Origin of the sequence: Alcaligenes sp. HNGD-HTN06 (assembly GCF_049932565.1) — a bacterium.
Classification (GTDB): domain Bacteria; phylum Pseudomonadota; class Gammaproteobacteria; order Burkholderiales; family Burkholderiaceae_B; genus Alcaligenes; species Alcaligenes ammonioxydans.
The window spans coordinates 2,386,815-2,409,904 of sequence record NZ_CP187782.1 but is presented as its reverse complement, the minus strand read 5'-3'; the positions used below and the strand labels follow the sequence as shown (position 1 = coordinate 2,409,904).

The following is a 23,090-nucleotide window of genomic DNA, read 5'->3' as shown; positions in this document are numbered from 1 at the left end:
TCCCTATGCCGAACACGTGGCATCCGGCTGCCAGTGCGCAATGTTAGAATGCGGGCTGACTTTATTCCCCCTTCTTTTCTGTAGAACGATGCACATAGCCGATACCCTGAGCACTCTGAATGCCTTGTCGCCATTGGACGGGCGTTATGGCAGCCGTACCGCCCCCTTGCGTGGCCTGTTGTCCGAAGCCGCATTTATGTGGCATCGCGTGGAGGTCGAAGTGGCCTGGCTGATCGGCCTGTCCGATGCAGGTTTGCCCGAATTGCCGCCTTTCTCTGCCCAGGCCCGCGAGGTACTCAAGACGCTGGTGCAGAACTTCTCGGAAGAGGATGCCGCTCGCATCAAGGCGATCGAGCGCACTACCAACCACGATGTGAAAGCCGTGGAATACTGGCTTAAAGAAAAAGTGGCCGATCACGCCGAATTGTCCGCGGCGGCCGAGTTCATTCACTTTTCCTGCACCTCTGAAGACATCAACAACACGTCGCATGCCTTGATGCTGACGCGTGCCCGTGAGCAGGTGATCCTGCCTCAGTTGCAAGAAGTGTGCGATGCCATCAAGGCGCAGGCCCGTCTGCATGCGGAACAGCCGTTGCTCTCGCGCACGCATGGCCAGCCTGCCAGCCCCAGCACCATGGGCAAAGAGTTCGCCAACGTGGCTGCCCGTTTGCAGAACGCGATTGCGGCGATTGCCGCCGTTGAGCCTCTGGCCAAATTGAACGGTGCGACGGGCAATTACAATGCGCACTTCTCGGCTTACCCCGACATTGACTGGCCTGCCTTTAGCAAGAGCGTGCTGGGTGGGCTTGGCTTGACGCAAAACGTCTACACCATTCAGATTGAGCCGCACGATTGGATGGCTGCCCTGTTTGATGCCATTGCCCGTGCCAACACCATTTTGCTGGACTTCAACCGTGACGTCTGGGGCTACATTTCCCTGGGCTACTTCAAGCAGCGTTTGAAAGAGGGCGAGATTGGTTCGTCCACCATGCCGCACAAGGTCAACCCGATTGATTTTGAGAACTCGGAAGGCAATCTGGGTCTGGCCAATGCCATGTTGCGTCACCTGTCCGAAAAACTGCCCATCTCCCGCTGGCAGCGCGACCTGACCGACTCCACCGTGCTGCGCAACCTGGGCGTGGCCCTGGGGTATAGCGTGGTCGCCTACGATGCCTGCCTGCGTGGTCTGGGCAAACTGGAGTTGAATGCCGCTGCAGTGGATGCGGATATTGATGCCTGCTGGGAAATCCTGGCCGAACCAGTTCAAACCGTGATGCGCCGCTATGGTCTGCCCCAGCCTTACGAGCAGCTCAAAGCGCTGACACGTGGCCGTGGTATTACTGAGGAAGCATTGCGCGAGTTTATTGGTGGTCTGGAGCTGCCCGCCGATGCCAAGAACTATTTGCTTGAGCTGACTCCACGCAGCTATCTGGGCGTGGCGGTACAGTTGGCCAAGGCTATCTGAATCCAGGCGGCTGTACCTGAAAAATAGGGGGGCAGCTGCCTTCGGCTTTCTTGAGCTAGTGCTTTATGAAGTGTTTTATGTTTCATCACACAGGAGTTCACATGAAGAAATTTGCGTTTCTGACCGCCGCTGCCGCCATGTGCGCGGCGTTTGTCGCGCCTGCCACGGCCCAGTTTGCCAAGCCAGAACAAGCCATTGATTACCGTCAGGCCAGCATGGCCCTGATCGGCTCGCACTTTGGTCGCATGGCTCCTGTAGCCAAAAAAGAAGCACCGTATGATGCGGCTGCGATCGCAAAGAACGTGGAAGTATTGACGGTTTTGGCTGCTTTGCCTTGGAGTGCTTTTGGACCGGGTACGGAAGGCGGCGAGACCAAAGCCGAGGCCTGGAGCGATGCTAAAGGTTTCAAGCAAGCAACCGACGAGTTCACTACTGCGATCGATAAGTTGAAAGTGGCCTCCGATTCGGGTGACTTCGATGCCTTCCGTGTGGCATTCGGCAATGTGGGCAAGTCCTGTAAGACATGCCATGATGCCTACCGCAAAGAAAAATAAGCGGCTGGTTTGCGTGTAAAAAAGCCCTCGAAAGAGGGCTTTTTCTTTTAGGCCTGTGCCTGTGTTTGAAGGGGGCAGTTTGCCTGCTGGCAAGATAAACACAAATCATGATCGGTACTCAGTGTTAGTAAGCTGTTTCGCCGTGGGTACGGATATCCAGACCTTCACGCTCATGGTCGGCGTCGACACGCAGGCCACCGCAAACGGCTTTGGCAATGCTAAAGGCAATCCAGGCAGCCAGGCCCGACCAGACCAGAGTGAGCAGTACGCCTTCGAGCTGAATCCACAACTGCATCCAGATACTGTTACCGGCGGCGGTACCTGGCCCCCCCAGAACGGGAGCGTTGAACAAGCCGGTGAGCAGAGCGCCCACAATCCCTCCCAAGCCGTGAATGCCAAAGACATCCAGCGTATCGTCGGCTCGCAGCCAGCGTTTCAGGCCGTTCACGCCCCACAGGCAAGCCAGGGACGTCATCAATCCAATGGCCAGTGCGCCAAGAGGTGCAACAAAACCGGCAGCCGGGGTAATGCCCACCAAACCGGCAATTGCCCCTGAACACGCACCGAGTAAGGAGGGATGGCCTTTGCTGATCCATTCGCCCAGTACCCAGGCGATGACGCCAATAGCGGCAGCCAACATGGTGTTAAAGAAGGCCAGGGTGGCGTTTTCATTGGCCGCCAGTGCCGAGCCTGCGTTAAAGCCGAACCAGCCCACCCACAGCAAGGCTGCGCCGATAAAGGTCAGTGGCAGGTTGTGAGGCGGCATGGCTTCACGACGATAATTCAGGCGCGGACCAATCAGCCAGGCACCCACCAGTCCCGCAATCCCGGCATTAATATGCACGACCGTACCGCCGGCAAAGTCCAGCGCACCACGGGAGTTGAGCAAGCCGCCGTGCTGGGGGTCGGCAAACCAGACCATATGGCAGATGGGCAGATAGGCCAGTGTGAACCAGATCACGGTAAAGACCAAAATAGCCGACAAGCGGGCTCGTTCGGCCAGACTGCCTACGACCAGTGCGCAAGTCAAACCGGCAAAGGTGGCTTGAAAGGACGCAAACAGCAGCTCAGGCAAAGAACCCGACATGGAGAACTGTTGGTCAGCGGCATTGAATAGGCCATTGAAAAAGACCTTGTCCAGACTGCCGATAAACGGATTGCCTGCCGTAAACGCCAGCGAATAGCCATAGATAAACCAAAGCACCACGCCCAGACTGAATACCAGCAAGGTCTGGGACAACATGGACAAGGCATTTTTTTGACGCACCATGCCTGAGTAAAACAGGGCCAGGCCCGGCGCGGCCATCATCAGTACCAGTAGCGTGGAGACCAGCATCCACGATAGATCAGCGTTGTTCATGAGGGGTTCTCCGGTTACAGGGCTTGCTCATCGCATTCGCCGGTGCGGATGCGGATGACATGGTCCAGCGGCTGGACAAAGATCTTGCCGTCACCGATGCGACCGGTGCGGGCACTGCTTTGGATGGCTTCCAGCACGCTGGGTAACTGCTCGTCGGGAATGGCCAGCTCAATGCGTATCTTGGGCAGAAAGTCGACCGCGTATTCCGCACCGCGGTAGAGCTCGGTGTGGCCTTTCTGGCGACCGAACCCTTTAACCTCGGTCAGCGTCATCCCCTGTATGCCCAGATCGGAAAGGGCCTCGCGTATCTCGTCAACCTTGAAGGGTTTGACGATGGCGGTAATCAGTTTCATAGGTGTTCCTGAAGTAAGCACAGGCAAGCCAGCCAGACGAATGCAAAGGAACACCGAAGGGGGGTAGGAGACGGTTGAGAGGGGGCCGACCAGGATGGGTAATCCTGATGGATGGCTTGAGTGCAACCGGGCATGGCCGGTTTGAGCGACTCTCCGGCTGTCAGCAAGGTGTGTGACAGCGCGAACGCAAGTGGTAGGCAAGCGGACCTGTGTTGTAGGTTGAAGAGCAACACAATTCCGGCAAGGCGAGTAAGCTAGCTAGGCACGTGACCCCGGTCTTGCCTAGTCGGTGGGCAGCGAGATAACAGCAGCGCTCTGTGACGCCTGTCTCCGCTCATCTCACCACCGCAGGAACAACGACTATGGAAAAATAATATATGTTGCGGCGCAACAAGTGCGCATTGTGTACCGATTTTTTTTGAATAGTCTTAACTTTGCAACATTCGGTTTGAAAAAATGCCCCGCCCGCGAACAGGCACGGTAAACCTGTTTGTATCGCGAAAGTGTCTGGTCTGTAGGGGGGAGAGCCTCGCGGCGTCACGATCTTGGTGAACGCGGCGAGCAGGGTCAGCCTGCAACAAGGACTCAGGAGAGGGCGGTTGACAGGGCAGCCAGCGTCTAAGCGCTGCCCGGGTACGGATGTGGCCAGTTCTACAACTCGCAAGAATCAGGAAAGCAGGCCGGGGCCGGGGTGCAAGGGGCTGTTTGCGCCCGATGTGCTCTTTGAGGGGAAGGTAAGTGGTACATGCCGTCGGTTAAATGCCTGCAGGCCTCCTTGCCATAATTTGAATCCCAGGCAGGCGTCCCATTTGTCACGTTGATAGAGCCAGTGGGTCTGACAAACGGTGCAGTGGTAAAGACTTTCCGTGCTTTGTTCGTCGGCGTCGTCGACTCGTCGGATGGGTTTGAGGTAGGGATGTCGTTGGGCGTTAGGTTGCGAGAGTGGAAGGGTTTGGCACATGATGCACATGGTGCCGCGATCTAGCTGGGCCATACAATGCTCCTCAAATAATTTTGCGGTTGATGTAATAGCGTTTGCAATTTGGCAGGCCAATCATCGTGGAGTGATGGCTTGTAATAAATGTCACCACGATTCACTGTACTGCAGAAAATGTAGCAACCATTTCAGGCCGCATCTCAATGTAATGACATGCGACCCGTTGAGGATATGAGCGCAGGGCTCGAACGCAGGCGAAGCAGCTGGCCTCGAGCAAAGGTTTACGGTTTTTTCCGGGCCGGAGGCTCATTGCCCGGGATCTTTTTGGGATCAGGTTCGGGGTTGGGCGTCTTGCCTGGAGGCGTGGTGTCGGGAGCTTTGGTGGGATCAATCGCATTTAGCATGAACATCTCCTGGCTAAAGTGATCTTCCAGCGTATCGGATTTCTGGCGCAGACATCGTAAACAACTATGACGACCTGGAAGGTCTTGCCCGTTTTTTTCGGTTGCAAGTCACGGCAAGTCTGCGTGTCGAGAAAGACGATCAGGCTTCCGTCCCGATAACCCGGCTGTGTAGCGTTGACACATGGCGTGTGAGTTGGCTGATTGGGGGGGGCACCTTGGAGCAGCTCGACACTGGATGGTCTAAGTTGGCCTTTGAGGGTGAGGACGCAAAAAAGCCCGCTCTATGGCGGGCTAATTTACGAGTTTGCGGAGCAATGTGTGATTTGCGGAGCAAACGTTTACAGAGAAATCTTCTGTAAGTCGCAAGATACTTGGTGGGTCGTGACAGACTCGAACTGTCGACCAATGGATTAAGAGTCCAGTGCTCTACCAACTGAGCTAACGACCCCCGTTTCCTGCGAAGAAAAAGATTATAGAACGGAAATTATTCACCACAAGACATGGTTACATAATTTTACGTTTATCCAAGCTTCGGATCGGGCCGACTGAACGTGTCACACATTTTTAACTGACCGGTTTTATACCCTTCCATGAACCAGGCCATGCGCTGTTGCGAACTGCCATGGGTAAAGGAATCGGGCACCACATAGCCTTGAGATTGCTTCTGCAGCGTATCATCGCCTACTGCTTGAGCAGCATCCAGTGCGGAGCGAATGTCCCCCGGCTCCAGAATCTGGCGTTGGGCATCGGCGTGATTGGCCCATATGCCCGCATAGCAGTCGGCCTGCAGTTCCAGGCGCACGGAAGCCTGACGAGCCTGTGAGGCCGAGCCGCTGCGACGGGCTTCATCTACGCGACGCATCATGCCCAGTTGATTCTGAACGTGGTGACCAACCTCGTGCGCAATAACGTAAGCGGGCGCAAAGTTGCCTTTGACCCCCATCGCGTGTTCCATCTCGGTAAAAAAGCCCAGGTCAATATAGAGCTTTTGATCGGCAGGACAGTAAAACGGTCCCATTGCCGATTGGCCTGCACCACAAGCCGTGGGAGTCGATCCACGATACAGAACCAGCACAGGATCGCGGTAGCTGCCATTGGTCTGCTTGGCAAAAATATCGCGCCATACATCCTCGGTTTCACCCAGGATTTTGGCAATAGTCTGTCCCTGCGCATCCGAGGCGGGAACCGGTTGAGATTGTGGGGCAGGAGTCGGGCCCTCGGCCAGGTTCAGCACCACGCTGGGGTCGACCCCGAAGTACATGGCCACCAGGGCCAGAACAATGGTCCCCAAGCCGATCTTGCCGCCGCTCAGGCGTGGCCCATTGGCACGGCGGTCCTCGACATTACGGCTGGAGCGAGACTTATCCAGACGCATCACGCTCTCCTTGAATTTGAAAACGTCAATGTACTCTGATTTCGAGGCTGTGGCCGACTCGTTTTCGATTCTTGTCATCGGTTCCGAGCAGCGGGGCGTTCCTTACCCCCTGATGACAAGTTATTGAATTACCGAGATTAATGGGACTTGTCCAAAGGCTATCCCCGTGCTTGCCCACTGAAAATGTGGATAAGTGGACAAGTGGTTCAGGCGGACACTGGGGTATGCTAGTTTCTTCAGGCCTAACCTACGGGAGACGCAGTATGTTGGGAGGAACCTTATTGGCCTTGCGCGACCATGCACGAGTCCGTGCCATTGGAGCAGTCATTGCTCGATATGGGATTGGCGATGTGATGCATCGGCTGGGCTTATCGGAGCTGTTGCCCGGCAGCAAAACCCCGATGGCGACGGAGATGCCTGAACGTTCGGCACCGGAGCGCCTGCGACGTGCGTTGGAGGAACTGGGGCCTACCTTTATCAAGCTCGGTCAGATATTGGCCACGCGTAATGATTTGTTGCCGCTGGAATGGACCCAGGAGCTGGAAAAGCTACAAGGTCATGCCGCGCCCGTGCCTTGGGAAACCATGAAACCCGAGCTGGAACGGGCTTTGGGGCAAACCGTGGAGCAGGCCTTTGCGAGTTTTGACAGGCAGGTGCTGGCTTCGGCGTCCATGGCGCAGGTGTATCGCGCCTGCCTGCGTGATGGTGCACAGGTCGTGGTGAAGGTACAGCGCCCCGGTCTGGAGCCCTTGATCCAAGCCGACCTGCGTTTGTTGAAACAGATTGCCCGCCTGGTCCAGCAGCAGGGCTTGCTGCCCGAGTATCGTCCTTACGATATTGTGCGAGCCTTGGCGGAGGCGATTGCCGATGAACTGGACTTTACGCGCGAAGCTGCCAATACCGTGGCGGTGCGCGAGAACATGCAGCCCTTCCAAGACATTGTGGTTCCGCGTGTCTATATGGAGTGGACCAGCGCGACCGTCATGGTGCAGGAGTTTGTGCCAGGGGTCTCGCCTATTCAAGAGGCACAGTTGCAGGCCATTGAGACGGATCGTCCTTTGTTGGCCCGCCGTGGTGCACTGGCTTTTCTGCATATGGTCCTGGAGGATGGGCTGTTTCATGCCGACCCACACCCCGGCAATATGATGGCTTTGCCGGGCAATAAGGTCGCCTTTATTGACTTTGGCCTGGTGGGTCATTTAACAGAGCGTCGTCGTCAACAACTGCTGATCTTGCTGCGTGCCATTGTGGATGGGCAGGCAGAGGGAGTGGCCACCACCTTGCTGGATTGGTCGGGAGCAGAAGATTTTGATTGGAGTCGGCTGGAAGAGAGTGCTCAGCGTTATGTAGCCCGACAAAGTAAAGGGCTTCTGTCCATCTCGGTTGCTTTGCTGGATTTCATGGCTCTGGCGCGTGAAAACCATTTGATTTTGCCGCCGGACCTGGCCTTGCTGTTCAAGGCTTTTATTACCGCCGATGGCGTACTGAAACGCCTGGACCCTCAATTTGATGTGGTCGAAGTCGCGCAACCGGTCATCTCGGCCTTGATGCGCAAACAGTACTCGCCTGGCCGGGTGTATGCGGACTTGCAACGCAGCCTGCTGGAGTCTCGTCAATTGGCTATGGACGCCCCCCAGTTGCTGCGCCTGCTGATGCATCGGGTTCGGCAAGGAAAGATTTCAGCGCGCATTCAAGTTGAGGGGATGCCCCGTCTGGCTGCTTCACTGGAAAAGGCGGCAACGCGTTTGGCAATCGCCATAGTAACGGCTGCTTTTGTCTTGATTTTGGGGCCGGTGCTGGTGACGCGCGGCCCCGCCTGGCTGGGGCTGACGATTTTCAGTTGGGCAGGCCTGCTGGCCGCCTTGCTGGGTCTGGTTCTGGTTTTATGGGGGTTTTGGCAGCGGCGTTAAACAACACCGACGCCGATTTCAGGTCTTTTGTGCATAGAGTGCTCAAGCGGCTAGTCACCGCCCAGTTTAAAAGACGGCCAGTAAAAATGCGGCTCAGCCCAAACAGTCCCCGCATTATCCCCAGGTTTATTCACAGTTTCTGGGGATAAGTCGAGCTTACATAAAGTCATCCATGCCACCCCCTGTGGGGGCCAGACCAGTCAGCCAATACACACCCGCGGCGATCAGTGCGGCGATGATCAGAGCGAGCAAACGGGTTTTCCAGGTGTCGGTACTGGCAGGCAGTGGGGCTTGAGCCGGAACAGGCATAGTGCCTTTGACCATGACACTGGTTAATTTCTGACCACGCAGCACGCGATACAGGAAAATGGCCAGGACATGCAAGCCAATGATGGCGAGCATGATGCCTTCGTTGGCTTTGTGCAGGCCTGTCAGTGTCTTGGACCAGTCGCTGCTCAGATAAGCCAGCGGGCCGGCGGTGAAGATGTCGTCATTGGCAAACAATCCAGAAACCGCCTGGAAACCAAAGACGATCAGCATGATCCAGACAGACCAGGCGCCGACAGGATTGTGGCCCGGATAGAGGTTTGGTTTGTCACGCAGGTAGCGCAGGCTGCGGGACGGATTGGGCAGGAAGTGGCTGAAGCGGGAGTAGTAACCGCCGACCAGGCCCCAGATCAGGCGAAAGGCCAACAGCCCCAGCGCCAGCAGACCAAAGCGTACATGCCAGTCCATCCACAGACCGCCAGCCTTGATGGTCACAAAGCAGCCCACAATGCTGATTACCAACAGCCAGTGGAACAGACGGGTGGGTAAGTCCCAGATAAGTAAAGGGCGAGTCGAGGAAGCGTGCATAGGGAAAATCCGCAGAGACAGAGACACCTGATTATAGTCAGTGTTGCTCTGAAATCTGCGTGACCCCGCCGCCTGCTTTAGGGTTTGGGCTGACGACGTTTGCGCAAGCTGATTTTGCGACCGTCGTAGCGATACTCGTCGATGACGCCGGGAGTATCTTGATTGGGGGTTTCCATGATCAAGGTGCGACCATGATTGCGAACCCGTATTTGCGCACTGCAGGAACCAAAGGCAGGCGAGACGTTGTAGCCCTTGGGTGAGACGGTCACCCAGTGGTAGTTGATGGAGCAGCCCCCCAGGCCCTTGTCGACTGAGATCAGCGCGGTTTGCTCGTTTGGCTGTCGGAACGCGTAGGGGATATTGATCAGGCCTTTGAGTTCAGGGGCGATGATCTGAGCGTCCAGTTGCAACTGGGCCTCATAAATATAGTCGCTTTGACTGACATGCAATGTTCCGTAGGGGCTGTCCAGGCTCAATTGCGAAGGCGGTTGCGGCCAGGTCTGGCTTGCCGCGCTATGGGCGACAAACGGTTGCAGGGCTAAGGTCAGCCCAATCACAACATGGCGAATAAAGACCGTAGAGGCGGGCATGATCGATCACGGTTGAGGATGATCCGGGCTAGGCGAGCAACACAAAGCGCCATAGATCATCTGTATTTGTAAGTTTCATAACATTTTATGTATTTACATGCTGCGTAGAATACCGGATCGCAGAACTTTTCGCTATAAGGATAGGCACATAAGGTCAGTCTTGCTTTGTGATCTCCTGGGTAAACAGGCTCGATTAGTCCTGAAAAGCATCGAGTCAAAGACATAAAGAAACAGGCTGAATTGGGCTATGATTGATAAGTTGCCCTGTATGGGGTTCAGCCGCATTTCTTCGTTGCAGCAGAGACTTATTATGCAATCCATCCCGGATGCCGCACTGGTATCAGAATCGGGCTCCACGCTTGCCGCCCCGCAGGCCAAACCCGGCGATTTATTGGACTATGTCAGTTCCAGCCGTTTGCCAACACCTTGGGCTGTTTTTCAGATTCATGTGTTTGTTGAGCGTAGTAACCAAAAAGAACATGTCTTGTTAACCCTGGGCGATGTAGCCGATGGCGAACCCGTCCTGGCCCGTGTCCACTCCGAATGCCTGACGGGCGATGCCTTGTTCAGCTTGCGCTGTGATTGCGGGCCGCAGTTGCAGTTGGCTTTGGAACGGATTGCCACTGCAGGCCGTGGCGCCTTGATGTATCTGCGCCAGGAAGGGCGCGGTATTGGGCTGGTTAACAAGATTCGCGCCTATAACCTGCAGGATCAGGGGGCGGATACGGTCGAGGCCAATGAAAAACTGGGCTTTCCGGCCGATATGCGTCGCTACGATATTTGCAAGGATATGCTGTCCCATGTGGGCATCCAGAAACTACGTTTGATGACCAATAATCCCCGCAAGGTGAAAACCCTGCAGGAAATCGGGATTGATGTGGTCGAGCGTGTGCCACATCAAATTGAAGGCAATCCTTTTAATGCCAGTTATCTGAACACCAAGCGCTTGCGCCTGGGCCACTGGCTGGAAACGGACGAGTAGCGCAGTGCCAGTCTGGGCGCTGGCGCTTTGGCTTCAGCCTGGACGTTCTCGCTTGGAAAAAGGGCCCTTCACAGGCCCTTTTTTTGTGGGCGCCAGCCTACGATGACCTGGGTGGTGCGCCGGAGACGGATCAATAGGCTGGACGCTAGAGACACAAAGCAGGACTGTGACAAAAGGCCAGACGCTATAAAAACAAAGCCAGACGGGACTGGGGTCGCCGTCTGGCAATGGGTCGGGTTAGCCTGAACTTTGGGGGGTGAAACAAGCCCCCGTTTCCGGTCGATGCCCTGTGGCGGTCCTATTGGCTTGGACCGCGTTTGTTTTTAAGCCGTACTCTTTTCCAGCAAGGCGCTGACACTGGCTTTGGCGTTTTCTATAATCTGCTCTCGCAGCTCCGGAGCCTTGCCCAGACCTTCTGCGTACACGATGCGCAGATCTGTCACACCCATGAAGCCAAACATCACACGCAGGTAGCTTTCCTGGTGTTCCATGGCCTGACCCTGCTCCGACTCGGAGTAGATGCCGCCACGGCTCAAGACCAGATAAACCGTTTTGTTACCCGCCAGACCTTCTGGGCCATTGCTGGTGTAGCGGAAGGTGCGACCTGCCTGGGCCAGGCGATCCATCCAGGCTTTGAGCTGGCTGGGAATGGTGAAGTTGTAGAAGGGGGCGCCAATCACAACCACATCCGAGGCCAGGAACTGGCTCAGGTATTGTTCGGTGATCGCGTTCTCGGCGCGCTGACGTTCGGTCAGGGTGGCAGGGTCCAGGCCCAGGCGCATTCCCAGTGAATCAGCCGAGAAGTGAGGAGGAGGGTTCAGGGCCAGATCCACATGCTCCACTTCTACCTGCTCATTTTGCTGGCGCAACTGATCCACCACAAATTGGGAAAGTTCGCGGGAAACGGAGTGGGCGCCGGTGATGCTGGAGTCTACGTGTAGCAGTTTCATAATGTTGGAATCCAAAGCGATGAAGGAATGCTTGTCATTATGTTGGATGACCCTGCCTTTGATAAGCCGGCTTTTCTGAGAAAGATTATTCTACTTTTGTCTGTAATCCTGGAAAACCATCCTGTATGTATGACTTAAATGACATGGTGCTGTTCACCGAAGTGGTGCAACGGGGCGGCTTTAGCGCGGCTGCCCGGCACCTGGGCATGCCCCCGTCGCGTGTATCGCGGCGCCTGAGCCGTCTGGAGGCCGAGGTGGGCGTGCGCTTGTTGCAACGCACGACTCGTAGCCTGTCGCTGACCCCGGCCGGCGAGGTGTTCTTGCGCCATTGTCAGGCCATGCGAGATGAGGCCGAAGCCGCCTATGCGGCCGTCGCGCAGGTGCAGCAGGAGCCACGCGGGCTCTTGCGGATCAGTTGCCCGGTTACCCTGGCACATACGGTGCTGTCGACGGTGTTTGCGCAGTTTCTGGTTCGCTACCCCCAGGTCGAGCTGGAGGTGGAGGTCAGCAATCGCGTGGTGGACCCGGTAGCCGATGGTATCGATGTGGCTTTGCGGGTGCGCAGCACCTTGAGCGACAGCGCCAGCTATATCGTCAAACGTCTGGGGGAGACCGGCTCCATTCTGGTTGCTCAGCCTGCGTTGCTGGCGCTTTTTGAGCCGGTGCGTGGGCCGACAGATCTACTCAAGTTGCCCACAGTCGCGATGTCGGCCCGGCAAGGTCAGAATGAATGGGAGCTGTATGGTCCTGATGGCGCCAGTCTGACGATAACGCATCGGCCCCGTTACATGGCTTCCGATTTGCTCACCTTGCGCGAGGGGGTGGAGCAGGGAATAGGCGTGGGCATTTTGCCCGACTATATGTGTTGCGAGGCCTTGCAGGCCGGGCGTTTGGTGCAGGTTCTGCCCCAGTGGGCGCCATTGCCGGGCATTATTCATGCCGTATTTGCCTCCCGCCGGGGCATGGCCCCGGCGGTACGGCATTTCCTGGATTACCTGGGTGAGCAACTGCCGGTGCATCATCCCCAGATTTGACAGACTTACCGCTTGGGGGGGCTCAAGTGGCAGCTGGGTTGGGCAGGCACAATGGCCCAGTTCAGGTCGATCATGGGACTGCGCTCGGACGACCAACGCTGTTGCGCCAGCCCTTTGATGGGGGCCTGCTCGTATAGCTTGAGCAAGGCTGCCGGTGGCTGTCCGCGGGTTTGCAGGCTGTACACGACGAGGGCCCCACACACCATGTCCCGAGGCAGGGTCAGCCAGGGCGAGGCGGCGGGATCGGCATCAATGAAGACCATTACGTCCTGTCCGGCATGGACCGCAATATTTCCGCCCAGCCACGTGTCGGCAACCACGACTTTCAGAGGGATGCCGGGCATATGTTCGTTCCAGATGGCCTGCATTTGGGCAGATATTTCAGGACCCGGAAAGGTAGAGCGTGAATCCCGGCCTTTGTACCAGGCCAGCGGGCCTCGGGCCAGCGCGTAGCCGGATGCCAGCAAAATCTGCAGCACGATCACAATAATGGCGACCCGCCGCAATTGGACCTTGTCCTTGCCGCGCATGAACCACAAGGCGAAAAAACCGTACAAGACAAAAAAGGTCGTGGCCCAGGAGGCGACCAGACGTGTCCCCAGGACGGCCGAAACCAGAACCGTGCTGACAAACGGTGTCAGACCTACCCACAGCAAAAACTGTTTGTCGCGCTGGGAAATATCGACAGCGTAAGACGGCGTGCCTGGCAGGCCAGGATCAGACGAGCTCCGCTGTTTTTGATCACGGCGATTCCAGATGCCCAGGGCAATCATGGCGACCAGCATGGGGCTGAGCCGACCGAGCTGATCCAGGCAGAAGGAGAGTAATTCCTTGTAGGCTTCCCAGCGGGTGTGGGTCTCCAAGGAGCCGTCCATATAGCGAAACGGCGCGAAGTCATTCTTGAATAACCAGTACAAATGGGGGGAGAGCACCACCACATAGGCGAGCAGAGCCAGACCCAGTCCTGCCCAGGTCTGCCGCTGTCGCCACATACCGCTGCGCAAAAAATACAGGAAAAATGCCGTGAACAAAATAACGGCACTGTACTTGGTGACCGTAGACAGGGCCGCGACGGCACCTAGCCATAACCAGTCAGCCGGTCTCTGGTCTCGCCCCGCCCGATAGAAAAACCAGGTGGCTGCGGTGACGGACCATAGTTGAGCGGTGTTGTGATTGAAAATGGTTCCGCGCAAAGAAAAGTAGATGCTGACCGAGCTGATGAGCAGCACCATAAAAGCGCGCTCGGGGTTCAGAAACTCGCAGGCCAGTTTCCAGATGAACCACAGACCCAGAACAGAAGCGCTCATGCCGGCGGCGAAGCTCAGCCAGGCAGGGCGCCCGACCACACTGGTCAAGGCTGCCATCACCCAGGAGGGTAAGGGGGGGTGTTTCAGGTAACCCAGCTCGAAGCTGGCCGACCAGACCAGCTCTTCCATGCCGTCCAGGTCTGGTGCTTTGTGGCTGATGGCCATCAAAATGGTCCACAGCAACACCATAAACAACAAATACAGCAATACGGAGCGCTGATAGGCGTCGGATCGGGCAGATGCTGGGGTTTGGACAGTCATGCTTGGAGTGCGTAGGTGTAAATCAGCAAGTGTACTGTGTCTACGTTGAAACGCTTCAATTGGACAGGGACGATAATCTGGGCTACGATGCGCTTCGTCATTAGGGAGTAGCCGCTTCGACTTATCGAAGATCAGCGTCAACATACTTGACCTACACAAGGTCATGGCGCTGGTAGCAACTTAGCCTGGCAAGACTTTTGACCATAGACCTTCGCGTTTGGCCGGGGGGGTTTGTGGTCATCTGTCTCTTATCCGGCCAGGAGTTGTTATGGAAGCGTTGTTTATCTCCACGGGTGTGGTTGCCTTGGCAGAAATTGGGGACAAAACCCAGTTACTTGCCTTTATTCTTGCGGCCCGCTACAAACGCCCTTGGCCCATCATTCTCGCCATTTTCATCGCAACCCTTGTCAATCACGGTTTGGCAGGTGCCATTGGAACCTGGGTTCCTGCGCTGTTGGACCCGAACGTATTGCGCTGGGTGCTGGGCATTTCCTTTCTTGCGATGGCCATCTGGATTCTGATTCCCGACAAGATCGATGACGCTGAAGCGACACGGACACGGTTTGGCGTGTTTGGAACGACCTTGATTACTTTTTTTCTGGCCGAGATGGGCGATAAAACCCAGATCGCTACGGTTGCCTTGGCGGCTCAATATCAGCAGTTCTGGTGGGTTGTGCTCGGGACGACCTTGGGCATGATGCTGGCCAATGCGCCTGCTGTTCTGTTTGGCGAGCGCATCGCCCGCCGTTTGCCCACCCAACTGGTGCACCGGATTGCCGCCTGTATCTTTGCTGTGTTGGGCCTGGTAGCCTTGCTGGGCGGAGTAGAAAGCCTGGGTTTCCAGGCCAGCTAGGTCCCTGATGCCCGCTGTCGTGGCCGGCCTGGGGGAACGGGCTGGCGACGAGCGCTTTCCAAGGTGACAACGGGTGCCAGAGCACGGGAATGGGCGGGAACAGGGGCATGGTGAGCCTTTTCCTTGTCACCATGATTCAGAACGCTGATGGCTTCCTGCAGCTCGGCGCCGTTCAGGTTTAATTCCCGGGCGGTTTCACTCAGATCCTGGACCAGCACGGCATTATCGCTGGTAATTTGGTCCACCTGCCGCAAGGCCTGAGTCAGTTGGCCCAGACCGATACTTTGCTCGCCGGTGGCGGCTGAAATCTCGCCCATTAAATGGGCGACCTCGGACACAGAGGTCAGAATTTCCTGCATGGTCTGGCCCGCATGGGCGGCATGGTCTGCACCTTCAGCACTCAAAGCCTGGGTTTGCGTCACCAGTTGCTTGATCTCATCAGCCGCTTGTGCCGCTTGCTGGGCCAGCGAGCGCACTGCTGAGGCAACCACCGCAAAGCCTTTGCCGGCCTCGCCAGCTCGGGCCGATTCAATAGAGGCATTGATCGACAGGATGTTGGTTTGAAAGGCGATGTTGTTGATCATCGCCACGATCGTGCCAATATGTTGCGAGCTCTCCAGGATCTGCTGCATGGACACGGTCACCTTCTGTACCGCCTCGTTGCCGCGACTGGCAATATCAGCGCTGCGGCTGGCCAGCTCATGGCTGGCTTTAGCGTTTTCCGCTGTCTGCAAAACAGTTTGACCAAAGGAGCTCATGCTGGCCGTGGTCTCTTGTATGGACGCGGCCTGCTCGTGCGTGCGGGCCTCCAGCAAGGTGCTGTTGTCGGACAGTTGCCGGGCCACTTGCTGATTGTTTGCACAACTGTTGTCGACATCCGTGCTGATGCTCATCAGGCTTTTGCGCATCAAATCCAGGTTTTGCCCCAGTGTTTCGAGCTTGCTGACCTCGGGCCCACGAGTATTGACGGTCAGGTTGCCTGCGGCAATCTGTTGGGCAATGTGGGTGGCGGTTCTGAATGAGCCCAGAACGCGCCGCATCAAAAGCGCCTGGTAGCCCAGGATCACCAAGGTTCCTGCACCTAGTGCACCGGCCAACAGAAACATGCTGCGCTCAGGCATCTCCGTATTCAGGATCATGGCGATGATGGTGCCGGTAATGCCCAGATTCAACAGGCCTTTACGTAAGAACGCTGCCAGCAGACTGGGGCCACCCAGGAAACGAAGGGCGGCAAAAGGGCGCCGCCAACTGCGGGCGACGATCTGGCCAGCACGCAAGGCTCGCGAACCGAGGCGACCTTGACGCAACTCCTGGTAAAACTGCTCAGCCGTTTGAATATCCTGAGATTTGGCTCGCACGCGCACTGAAGCAAAGCCGGTCAATTCACCTTGTTCAATAATCGGACTGGCATGGGCCATGACCCAGTAAAAACCACCATCTTTACGGCGATTCTTCACGATCCCCACCCACGAGCGCCGTTGCTTGAGCGTATGCCATAAGTCGGCAAAGACTTCGGCAGGCATGTCAGGATGGCGCACGATGTTGTGCGGAGCACCGATGAGTTCTTGCCGACTGAAACCGCTGACTTCCACAAATGCCGGGTTTGCATAAACAATGCGTCCCGCCAGATCTGTCTTGGAAATCAGGTACTGTTCGTCCAGCAACTCGGTCTCGATGCCGGTAACGGGCAGATTCTTGCGCATGGCCTTCCCCCTTGCACTTTTGGATCAGAAACAGACTCCAGATGGAACTGATCAATTTCTTGTTGCGTTTTTTCGTGAATAGTATCATTTGAATCATTTTCTATGTCAAAAAATAAAAAAATGATAATTAAATGAGGTTTTTCACCATAAAACGATATAAATTGAAATAAATGATCCATGTGGGTGCCGGGAAGGGCGTGCGGTCAGGATGGCAGATACTGGGCGTGGAAGGCTTCGCTGAGCAGCTGCAGCAGCAAGGCAATAGGGATGGGCTTGGACAAAGCGGTCGCGTTGCTGGGCAGACCCCCGCGGGCATGGATGTCAGCCGCACTCAAAGCGGAAATGACATAGATCTGGGTGTGTTCGGTTTCACGAGCGTCTGCCAGGGCTTTGAGCATGGCAAACCCATCGAGCTTGGGCAGATTCAAATCCACAATCAGAACATCGGGATGAAAGTTGCCGGCGGCGATCAGACCCTTTAGTCCGTCTTGCTCACAACGTAGTTCGATCGGAAAGGGCAGATGCTCCATAGCCATACGGTAAATCGCCAGCAAATCCGGGTCGTCTTCAACGACCAGCACACGCAAGCACGGCTCACCGCTGCAAGCGGGTGCATCGGGGGAGAGTGGGGGTTCGGCGGCTTGCACCCCGGTGTGCCCCTGTCGCTCTTGCAAGACGGCTTGTACGGACGCACGGTCAATGCGTCGGTGCCCGCCTTGGGTTTTCCAGGCCTTCAGGGTCCCGGCTTCTACCCAAAGTTGTACGGTGCGTACAGACACACCCAGTAAATCAGCAGCCTGCCGAGTGGAGTAAACGGCGTCGTTCATGGAGTCAAATAATTGAAAGCAGGCCAGACCGGGGCAGTCCAGTCAATGCGCCCCGATGTAGCAGTGCAGAGTGTAGAGACGATATTAGTAAGTAGAAAAATACTAATAATGGCAATGATAAGGGGCCTGTTCATGCCAAGTGATAGGCAGAGTATTCGACACACACGCTTCTAATATCTCCGTTTTTCAGATGTTCATGCTTCTTCAGGGAGCCACTTCAATCTGGCGGGTCTGTGAACCTGGACTCGCCTTGCTGATTTTACGCGTAACCCTTGCGCTGTCGTGTTACCGGACGAACCCAGTGTGGGCCGCTGAACACACTTGGAGTGTGACGTCGTGCTTGGGTTCCAGCGCGTAGCTGGCCGCAGGAGAGCAGCCCGAAAGGGTGTTAGCACCCTAGCATTTATTTTGGATGCTAACCTTGATTCTAATCAGTGTTTATGAAATAAATAGGGCGATATTTTGTCCAAGACTGCTGTTTTTCTCAAAGAAATTTTATGCGCCTTATGGTACGGCTGTTTACGTTTCTGAGCAGTAGGACGGGTTCGTCTGGTGCCGATATTTTTAAAAATACAGATACCTTTCCCATCGTCGCGCTTAATTGTCATAAATTAAAGTTATTAGGCGCTTAATCGTTAATTTCACCTTAGCCGACACGAAAGCATCGGCATGTCACTCATCCCATCGAAAAAATGTCTGGCTCCTGGCTTGGACCTGCTTTTTTGCTGCATGGTGATGACAAATGCACTGAGGCAGGCGCAGTGCTTGTTTTGGGACGGAAATAGGGGATTGGATTGTTGCTCACACTATTTGCGAGTTTTTTGATCGGGCAACGCTCGTTTAGCAAAACGGCGGTACCCGTACGGCCCCGGCTTGCTTATACAAGAGTACGCCGCTCTGAACAGATGCTCGATGCCTTGCCCGACGCGGTCATTATGTTTGACTCCTGTGGACATATAGAAGGTAGCAATCGGGCCATGCGCGATTTGCTCGATCAGGCGGATATCAAAAAGGGGGTCTCTGACTTGTTCGATTTTTTTCAGGGACTGGAAAAAAGTTTGCGGGTGGACTTGACCTATCTGTTGCCCGGCATTAGCCGGGTAATTCAACGGATTCAGAATCCTTTTTTTTATCTTCATCAAGACGGGGAAGGGGAGCAGGTACGGGCCTTGGAGTTTCATGCTTACGCCGCGCCTGCGCCGGATAAGGCTACCTTGCTGATGATTCGCGATGTCAGTGCCAAAGTGCAGCAGGAGCGGGAGCGTGCGGACTGTTTTGCGGTGGCAGCCCATGAAATACGCTCTCCCTTGGCCGCCATTAGCGGCTATATCCAGTTGCTGCAGCTGGAAACTCCGCCCACGGCGCGAACCAACAAAATTTACACACAATTACATGAAAAAGTTCGCGGTGTGGATGTGCTGCTTAATGATCTGGCGCGCCTGAACCGTCTGGAGTATGAGGCAGGCGACGGCAAAGAGTGGCGCGAAGCAGATTTACGGGCCGTGTTGCGTTTGAGTCTGCGTGCTTTTCACGATCAGCGCCACCGCCTGCGTCTGGAGCTGCCTTCGCATGGCTTATGGGCTCGTGTGGATATGGTTCCTTTGCAGGTGGGTTTGCGCAATGCCCTGGAGAACGCGCTTAAGTATTCCGCCCCCGATACGATGGTGACCGTGCGTTTGCAAGTTGGAGAACCCGGATGGGCCTGTATTGAAGTGCTGGACCAGGGGCCGGGCATTGACCCACTTTATAAAGAGAAGGTCTTTGACAAGTTCTTTCGTCTACCCGGTCAGCAGGTGCAAGGCAGTGGGCTCGGCCTGTCTATCTTGCGATCAGTGCTGCGGCATCATGGTGGCCGAGTCTATTTCAAGGAGCGCCCCGGTCCCGGGGCTCATTTGGTCATGGAGTTGGTTCTGCTGCCTTCCGCAGCGTATATACCTTAATCTTCTCTAAAATAGGGTTATTTTCATATATTTAAGTTTGATATAAGGTACAATTTGCGCTCTTTTCGATGAAGCGAGGTGATCGCCATTCCAGGTGCACCTCGCTTTACAGTTTTTACGTTGCGGTCATCTCGTTGGTAGGGAGCGCAAAATCCGTTAAAGGAGCACACGATTATGCAAGGCTTGCACTTGACCGCAGACCTTTACCAATGTGCATGCAGCCCCGAGCTGCTGATCGATGCCCAGAAACTGGCTGATTTTTGCCGCCAGCAAACTGTTGATGCTGGGCTGACGATCGTGGGTGAGGAGTGGCAGGCATTTCCCGATTTCGAGGGGCAGCCCGGCGGAGTAACCGGCGTCCTGTTGCTGGCCGAGTCTCATTTGGCCATTCATACCTGGCCCGAGCGGGGTGGCGTGACGCTGGACGTTTATGTCTGCAACTTCATGCAGGACAACTCCGGCAAGGCGACCCGTCTAATTAACGGGATTGAACAGGCTTTCAAGCCAGGCCAAGCACAGCGCAACCGTTTGTGGCGTGGTGAAGCGGATGGCCCGGCTCATGCGGGCGAGCTGCTGACTGAAAACCTGAACAAAGACGCCCTGTATGGCTTTCGCTTTACCGAGCGCCTGCTCGAGCGCCAGACCGCCTTTCAGCGCCTGGAGCTGCTGCGTTCCGAAACCCTGGGTACTACCTTGCGTCTGGATGGCTGCATGATGACGTCCGAGGCCGAGGAATTTTTCTACCATGAGGGCCTGATCCACCCGGCCGCCATGGCACATCCTGAACCCCGTCGCGCCCTGATCGTGGGTGGCGGTGATGGCGGCGCATTGGAAGAGCTGCTGAAATACCCCAGCCTGGAGCATGTCTCTTTGGTGGAGCTGGATGGCGAGGTGATCGAGGTGGCTCGTGAGCACCTGCAGTCCATTCACAAGGGGGCGTTTGACAACCCGCGGGTACGGATTCAGATTGAAGACGGCGCTCAGTTCTTGGCTAATACCCAGGACCGGTTTGATCTGATCTATCTGGATCTGACCGATCCGGAAACACCGGCAGGCCCCTTGTACACAACAGCATTCTTTGAGTCCTGCAAAGGTGCGTTGGCCAGTGGTGGAGCCTTGGTACTGCATCTGGGATCGCCGTTCCATGAAAGCCAGCAGGTCCAAGACCTGAGCCACTCGCTCGCCAGCGTATTTGCTCAGGTTCATGCTTATGGTCTGCATATTCCGCTTTACGGCTCGTACTGGGGGCTGGCGATTGCATCTGACGAACTGAACCCTCGTGCTTTCTCTGCCGAGCAGATCCAGGATCGTCTACAGCAGCGCATGAGCCGCGATAATCAGGATTCGCTGCAGTTTTACAATGCCGATGTGCATGGCGCCTTGTTTGCACTGCCAACGTTCTACCGCCGTCTGGTGCCGGTCAATGAAGTCAAGCTGGAAGAGGTCTGCTAAGACGGTTCTGTACCGTTAGGGTCTGACGACGGGCAAACTCTGCAATGGAAAAAACCCCTGATCGTGTGTCGATCAGGGGATTTTTTTTGTGCCGGCAATACACCTGCGTTGAACCGACCCAAGTCCTTGAACGCTTCGTCACGGGATGGGCACCCTCTGACCGGGCAGGCTGTGCCCGGGTTTTTCTGGGGTGTTTGGCCGGGCTGGCATCCGTGCAAAGCCGTGTATGGGACGCAGACGGTCCTATTCTTTATCGGCGCCACGATAGCGCTGATAGGGCAGTACGTTCCAGGTACGTATGCTGAGCTGCTTGGCAGAGATCACCGCCGGAATATCATCGAGCAGGCTGCGGGCGGAATGCAGCTCCCGCACGACTTCGTGTTTATCCTGGTACATGAATTCGTCCGAGGCTTCCTCCGGCGCCTGCTGCTGTTTTTCTTCCAGGTCGCCGATCAGACGTTCCTGTTGCAGGCGCAGGGCAGCGCGTGCGTCCTCAATCCAGGCGGCCTGCATGCTGCGGTTGTGATCCATGACGGCACTGTATTCGGTGTACACCCCGTTGTAGATATCGGCAGCGTGATGCCGCACATCGTGGTTGGCTATTTCCAGATCGCGCACCGTCAGTTGGGTCGGGTCCAGGGGTTCGCTGCGCTTGGCCCCGCCCAGACGCGTATAGTGCGTGTAGTAGGGAAACATGCTCTGGATCAGCTTGCCCACGGGCTGGATGGCTTCCCCTTGTTCGCATAGCCCTTTGGGTTGAACACCCTGCATGGCGGGCAAGATGGATTCGGGGCGGCAGATCTCTTTGGGCGGCATGATGCCGTGACGCAGCATCTCGCGAATGCCGGTGCCGGAGATGGTCAGTCTGAAGCGCTCGTCATGTGGACAGGTTTCGGAAGTGGCGTGGCAGGCGCAGCGCGTGCAATAGAACACCTCGTGAAACAGACGCACATCAATGCCCATTTCCTGCGGACTGAACTGGTCAAAAATGCTGTGGCTGGCGTACTTGTCGTAGTAGCTGCCAATGCCGGCGTGATCGCGGCCAATCAGCGCATGCGTACACCCATAGTTCTTCATGATCAGGGCATGCAAAATGGTTTCGCGCGGACCGGCAAAAATATAGGTGACGCGCAGCGGCGAGAGGATGGCGCGGTCTTTGGGATAGTAGGTATCCAGCACATTCCGGTAGGCCATCATGCGGAACTCATGGCGCACGTACTCACGCTTGGCCATTTCCACCAATGGCTGCAGGAACAGGCCATCAATCCCTTCCAGCGCATTGCGGTGTATGTATTCATGGCCCCGGTGCAGCGGGTTCGCGCCGGTGATAAATCCGGCCACGGAATTGAATTTCTTGTCTTCGTAGAACAGGCGCCAGGTGTCTTTGGGTTCGCGCCGCAGCTTCTCGAACGGCCCCCAGTCCACACGCTGCAGCAGGTGCAAGGTGCCACCCAGGGACACGTCGCCCATGCGCCGGTAAATGGAGTCCACGCCGGGATGGTTTCTGTCCGTGGTGCCAAACAGTTGCTGGGCGCGTTGCTCTTTGTCGTAGGAGAAGATGTCCTCTACGCTCAGGATGGCTACCGGCTCGTTGTCGCTATTGGTCAGCGCCACTTCAGAGCTGACCGAAAGTCTTTTAATAATGTCGCGGTTGCGATCGCCAATCGGGGCGAAGCTCAGCGGCACAGGCCACACCACACCATTACTCAAACGACCCTCTTTGAGCACGGAGTTGTAGTCGGCCTCGTTCATGAAGCCTTTGTTGGGGGACAGCACACCCGTGGCGATCATCTCTATGGTGATCACCGCCTCCAGATCCACGCGGATGCTGGGCAGGGAGCGCGCACGTTCAATCTCGTTCTTGACGCGATCTTGCGGGACGACCTGGTTGACCAGCGTTCCACCGTGCGGTTGCTGTGGGTAGCGATCAAAATTCAATGTGGAATGGTTCATATTGCCTCCTTTAAGGTGCCCCGCG

General features: G+C 56.1%; 19 protein-coding genes, 1 tRNA gene and 1 riboswitch. Of the genes, 8 read left to right on the top strand and 12 right to left on the bottom strand.

The annotated features are described in order from the left end of the window. Positions 1-88 precede the first annotated feature (88 nt). Positions 89-1,465 (top strand): adenylosuccinate lyase, encoded by a 1,377-nt coding sequence (gene purB / locus ACOZ42_RS10945; RefSeq protein WP_059317963.1) that lies wholly within the window; start codon positions 89-91, stop codon positions 1,463-1,465. A gap of 101 nt (positions 1,466-1,566) precedes the next feature. Next, the gene (locus ACOZ42_RS10940; protein WP_003802907.1) at positions 1,567-2,019 is read left to right on the top strand and encodes a c-type cytochrome; all 453 of its coding nucleotides are present in this window, start codon (positions 1,567-1,569) and stop codon (positions 2,017-2,019) included. A 124-nt stretch (positions 2,020-2,143) separates the two neighbouring features. Here ACOZ42_RS10940 and ACOZ42_RS10935 read toward each other — a convergent pair whose 3' ends face one another. The 5 genes from ACOZ42_RS10935 to ypfJ all read right to left on the bottom strand — a co-directional run bounded on the left by ACOZ42_RS10935 (position 2,144) and on the right by ypfJ (position 6,448). Then, positions 2,144-3,379: an ammonium transporter gene (locus tag ACOZ42_RS10935; RefSeq protein WP_003802908.1), complete on the bottom strand. Its 1,236-nt coding sequence runs from the start codon at positions 3,377-3,379 to the stop codon at positions 2,144-2,146. A gap of 14 nt (positions 3,380-3,393) precedes the next feature. Beyond that, the gene (locus tag ACOZ42_RS10930) at positions 3,394-3,732 is read right to left on the bottom strand and encodes a P-II family nitrogen regulator (RefSeq protein WP_003802910.1); all 339 of its coding nucleotides are present in this window, start codon (positions 3,730-3,732) and stop codon (positions 3,394-3,396) included. Positions 3,733-4,950: 1,218 nt separating this feature from the next. Next, positions 4,951-5,073: a hypothetical protein gene (locus ACOZ42_RS10925; protein ID WP_003802911.1), complete on the bottom strand. Its 123-nt coding sequence runs from the start codon at positions 5,071-5,073 to the stop codon at positions 4,951-4,953. A 372-nt stretch (positions 5,074-5,445) separates the two neighbouring features. Then, positions 5,446-5,521, bottom strand: a tRNA-Lys gene (locus ACOZ42_RS10920). 72 nt (positions 5,522-5,593) lie between these two features. Beyond that, entirely contained in the window at positions 5,594-6,448 is an 855-nt protein-coding gene (gene ypfJ, locus ACOZ42_RS10915; RefSeq protein WP_003802913.1) for a KPN_02809 family neutral zinc metallopeptidase, read from the bottom strand. Positions 6,449-6,711: 263 nt separating this feature from the next. Here ypfJ and ACOZ42_RS10910 point away from each other — a divergent pair, with 263 nt between their 5' ends. Then, positions 6,712-8,358 carry an ABC1 kinase family protein gene (locus ACOZ42_RS10910; protein ID WP_426345127.1) on the top strand — a complete coding sequence of 549 codons (1,647 nt, stop codon included), beginning with the start codon at positions 6,712-6,714 and terminating at the stop codon, positions 8,356-8,358. A gap of 156 nt (positions 8,359-8,514) precedes the next feature. Here the strand turns inward: ACOZ42_RS10910 and ACOZ42_RS10905 are convergent, their stop codons facing one another. Continuing rightward, positions 8,515-9,213, bottom strand: a complete 699-nt coding sequence (locus tag ACOZ42_RS10905; RefSeq protein ID WP_131070709.1) for a cytochrome b/b6 domain-containing protein — start codon at positions 9,211-9,213, stop codon at positions 8,515-8,517. A 77-nt stretch (positions 9,214-9,290) separates the two neighbouring features. Beyond that, positions 9,291-9,803, bottom strand: coding sequence for a hypothetical protein (locus tag ACOZ42_RS10900; RefSeq protein WP_003802918.1), 513 nt, complete (start codon positions 9,801-9,803; stop codon positions 9,291-9,293). A 310-nt stretch (positions 9,804-10,113) separates the two neighbouring features. On the opposite strand from ACOZ42_RS10900, the gene ribA reads away from it, so the two are divergent. Continuing rightward, complete coding sequence (gene ribA, locus ACOZ42_RS10895) at positions 10,114-10,785, top strand: GTP cyclohydrolase II (protein ID WP_003802920.1); 672 nt, start codon at positions 10,114-10,116, stop codon at positions 10,783-10,785. A gap of 323 nt (positions 10,786-11,108) precedes the next feature. On the opposite strand, the gene ACOZ42_RS10890 is transcribed toward ribA, so the two are convergent. Continuing rightward, positions 11,109-11,735 (bottom strand): FMN-dependent NADH-azoreductase, encoded by a 627-nt coding sequence (locus ACOZ42_RS10890; RefSeq protein WP_003802922.1) that lies wholly within the window; start codon positions 11,733-11,735, stop codon positions 11,109-11,111. Positions 11,736-11,860: 125 nt separating this feature from the next. Here ACOZ42_RS10890 and ACOZ42_RS10885 point away from each other — a divergent pair, with 125 nt between their 5' ends. After that, complete coding sequence (locus ACOZ42_RS10885) at positions 11,861-12,769, top strand: LysR family transcriptional regulator (protein WP_003802924.1); 909 nt, start codon at positions 11,861-11,863, stop codon at positions 12,767-12,769. Between the two features lie 5 nt (positions 12,770-12,774). Here the strand turns inward: ACOZ42_RS10885 and ACOZ42_RS10880 are convergent, their stop codons facing one another. Then, positions 12,775-14,337 carry a glycosyltransferase family 39 protein gene (locus tag ACOZ42_RS10880; RefSeq protein WP_426345126.1) on the bottom strand — a complete coding sequence of 521 codons (1,563 nt, stop codon included), beginning with the start codon at positions 14,335-14,337 and terminating at the stop codon, positions 12,775-12,777. A 90-nt stretch (positions 14,338-14,427) separates the two neighbouring features. Then, a riboswitch (yybP-ykoY riboswitch) is annotated at positions 14,428-14,605 on the top strand. Between ACOZ42_RS10880 and ACOZ42_RS10875 the strand changes: the two genes are divergently transcribed. Continuing rightward, positions 14,606-15,190 carry a TMEM165/GDT1 family protein gene (locus ACOZ42_RS10875; protein ID WP_003802927.1) on the top strand — a complete coding sequence of 195 codons (585 nt, stop codon included), beginning with the start codon at positions 14,606-14,608 and terminating at the stop codon, positions 15,188-15,190. It begins immediately after the preceding riboswitch. Here ACOZ42_RS10875 and ACOZ42_RS10870 read toward each other — a convergent pair. Together ACOZ42_RS10870 and ACOZ42_RS10865 are read right to left on the bottom strand one after the other, a co-directional pair. Further along, positions 15,187-16,893: a methyl-accepting chemotaxis protein gene (locus ACOZ42_RS10870; protein ID WP_131070708.1), complete on the bottom strand. Its 1,707-nt coding sequence runs from the start codon at positions 16,891-16,893 to the stop codon at positions 15,187-15,189. The genes ACOZ42_RS10875 and ACOZ42_RS10870 overlap by 4 nt on opposite strands. Positions 16,894-17,096: 203 nt before the next feature. Beyond that, positions 17,097-17,720 (bottom strand): helix-turn-helix domain-containing protein, encoded by a 624-nt coding sequence (locus ACOZ42_RS10865; protein ID WP_240208544.1) that lies wholly within the window; start codon positions 17,718-17,720, stop codon positions 17,097-17,099. Between the two features lie 935 nt (positions 17,721-18,655). Between ACOZ42_RS10865 and ACOZ42_RS10860 the strand changes: the two genes are divergently transcribed. Together ACOZ42_RS10860 and speE are read left to right on the top strand one after the other, a co-directional pair. Further along, positions 18,656-19,660 carry a sensor histidine kinase gene (locus ACOZ42_RS10860; protein WP_230406176.1) on the top strand — a complete coding sequence of 335 codons (1,005 nt, stop codon included), beginning with the start codon at positions 18,656-18,658 and terminating at the stop codon, positions 19,658-19,660. A gap of 174 nt (positions 19,661-19,834) precedes the next feature. After that, complete coding sequence (gene speE / locus ACOZ42_RS10855) at positions 19,835-21,112, top strand: polyamine aminopropyltransferase (RefSeq protein ID WP_336579286.1); 1,278 nt, start codon at positions 19,835-19,837, stop codon at positions 21,110-21,112. Between the two features lie 243 nt (positions 21,113-21,355). On the opposite strand, the gene ACOZ42_RS10850 is transcribed toward speE, so the two are convergent. Beyond that, positions 21,356-23,065 carry a sulfate adenylyltransferase gene (locus tag ACOZ42_RS10850; RefSeq protein ID WP_426345125.1) on the bottom strand — a complete coding sequence of 570 codons (1,710 nt, stop codon included), beginning with the start codon at positions 23,063-23,065 and terminating at the stop codon, positions 21,356-21,358. Positions 23,066-23,090: the final 25 nt, after the last annotated feature.

What these genes read in the sequence shown, in the direction of transcription:
- purB (WP_059317963.1), top strand. Translation starts at nt 89, where the DNA reads ATGCACATAGCCGATACCCTGAGCACTCTGAATGCCTTGTCGCCATTG.
- ACOZ42_RS10940 (WP_003802907.1), top strand. Translation starts at nt 1,567, where the DNA reads ATGAAGAAATTTGCGTTTCTGACCGCCGCTGCCGCCATGTGCGCGGCG.
- ACOZ42_RS10935 (WP_003802908.1), bottom strand. Translation starts at nt 3,379, where the DNA reads ATGAACAACGCTGATCTATCGTGGATGCTGGTCTCCACGCTACTGGTA.
- ACOZ42_RS10930 (WP_003802910.1), bottom strand. Translation starts at nt 3,732, where the DNA reads ATGAAACTGATTACCGCCATCGTCAAACCCTTCAAGGTTGACGAGATA.
- ACOZ42_RS10925 (WP_003802911.1), bottom strand. Translation starts at nt 5,073, where the DNA reads ATGCTAAATGCGATTGATCCCACCAAAGCTCCCGACACCACGCCTCCA.
- ypfJ (WP_003802913.1), bottom strand. Translation starts at nt 6,448, where the DNA reads ATGCGTCTGGATAAGTCTCGCTCCAGCCGTAATGTCGAGGACCGCCGT.
- ACOZ42_RS10910 (WP_426345127.1), top strand. Translation starts at nt 6,712, where the DNA reads ATGTTGGGAGGAACCTTATTGGCCTTGCGCGACCATGCACGAGTCCGT.
- ACOZ42_RS10905 (WP_131070709.1), bottom strand. Translation starts at nt 9,213, where the DNA reads ATGCACGCTTCCTCGACTCGCCCTTTACTTATCTGGGACTTACCCACC.
- ACOZ42_RS10900 (WP_003802918.1), bottom strand. Translation starts at nt 9,803, where the DNA reads ATGCCCGCCTCTACGGTCTTTATTCGCCATGTTGTGATTGGGCTGACC.
- ribA (WP_003802920.1), top strand. Translation starts at nt 10,114, where the DNA reads ATGCAATCCATCCCGGATGCCGCACTGGTATCAGAATCGGGCTCCACG.
- ACOZ42_RS10890 (WP_003802922.1), bottom strand. Translation starts at nt 11,735, where the DNA reads ATGAAACTGCTACACGTAGACTCCAGCATCACCGGCGCCCACTCCGTT.
- ACOZ42_RS10885 (WP_003802924.1), top strand. Translation starts at nt 11,861, where the DNA reads ATGTATGACTTAAATGACATGGTGCTGTTCACCGAAGTGGTGCAACGG.
- ACOZ42_RS10880 (WP_426345126.1), bottom strand. Translation starts at nt 14,337, where the DNA reads ATGACTGTCCAAACCCCAGCATCTGCCCGATCCGACGCCTATCAGCGC.
- ACOZ42_RS10875 (WP_003802927.1), top strand. Translation starts at nt 14,606, where the DNA reads ATGGAAGCGTTGTTTATCTCCACGGGTGTGGTTGCCTTGGCAGAAATT.
- ACOZ42_RS10870 (WP_131070708.1), bottom strand. Translation starts at nt 16,893, where the DNA reads ATGCGCAAGAATCTGCCCGTTACCGGCATCGAGACCGAGTTGCTGGAC.
- ACOZ42_RS10865 (WP_240208544.1), bottom strand. Translation starts at nt 17,720, where the DNA reads ATGAACGACGCCGTTTACTCCACTCGGCAGGCTGCTGATTTACTGGGT.
- ACOZ42_RS10860 (WP_230406176.1), top strand. Translation starts at nt 18,656, where the DNA reads ATGTTTGACTCCTGTGGACATATAGAAGGTAGCAATCGGGCCATGCGC.
- speE (WP_336579286.1), top strand. Translation starts at nt 19,835, where the DNA reads ATGCAAGGCTTGCACTTGACCGCAGACCTTTACCAATGTGCATGCAGC.
- ACOZ42_RS10850 (WP_426345125.1), bottom strand. Translation starts at nt 23,065, where the DNA reads ATGAACCATTCCACATTGAATTTTGATCGCTACCCACAGCAACCGCAC.